This window comes from Coraliomargarita sinensis, from assembly GCF_003185655.1.
Classification (GTDB): Bacteria; Verrucomicrobiota; Verrucomicrobiia; order Opitutales; family Coraliomargaritaceae; genus Coraliomargarita_B; species Coraliomargarita_B sinensis.
Genome location: NZ_QHJQ01000033.1, coordinates 1 through 754, shown reverse-complemented (window position 1 = coordinate 754; position 754 = coordinate 1). Strand labels below are relative to the sequence as shown.

The window sequence follows — 754 nt, the reverse complement described above, 5'->3', positions numbered from 1 at the left end:
TGTCCCCGATGATTAACAAGATAGGTCTAGCAGGATACGAAGTGATCGAGGTCTCTAGCAAGGCTGATGTTTACGAGTTGCGGGTTCGTTTGCGCGAGGAGCCGAAGGAGTGTCCTTGCTGCGGGGCCCCGGGGCCCCGCAGCAAGGGCCGCTACAGGCGGCGGGTTCGCCACCTTGCCTGCTTCGGCGAACCGGTGGAACTACTGGTGCATATGAGGCGCTTCAAGTGCGTGGCCTGCCTGAAGAGCTTTACGCCCGATCTACCCGGCATCCGCAAGTGGCGCCACAGCAGCGAACCGTATCGCCGGGATCTGTTCGAACGGCACCAGGACGGGATCTGCGCGCGCAGGCTCGCTTGCAAGGAGCGGATCGGCGAGGCCACCGTCGAACGCATCTACCACCAGTTCACCGGGCTGAAGGCACGTGAGCGGGAGTCCTCTTTGTGCCCGCTGTATCTGGGCATCGACGAACACACCCTGCACAAGCAGCACCGCTTCTGCACCACCTTCTGCGACCTGAAGAACCGCAGGGTCTTCGAGGTCCGCCCCGGAAAGAGCGAGGAGGAACTTGCTGACTTCCTGGCCACCCTAAAGGGCCGGGAGAAGGTCCGCATGGTCTGTATCGACCTGTCCAGCCCCTACCGCAGTCTCGTGCGCAAGTGGTTCCCAAACGCAAAGATCGTCGCCGACCGCTTCCATGCCATCCGCCTGGTCTACATCCACTGCATGGAGATGATGCGGGCCATTGCCCCGGA

The 754-nt window shown here is 62.1% G+C and carries 1 protein-coding gene; it reads left to right on the top strand.

Annotated features, from left to right (window positions below; translation table 11 throughout):
• Window positions 1–8: 8 nt before the first annotated feature.
• A partial coding sequence (locus DDZ13_RS15270; protein ID WP_199221152.1) for a transposase occupies window positions 9–754 on the top strand: 746 nt, incomplete at its 3' end.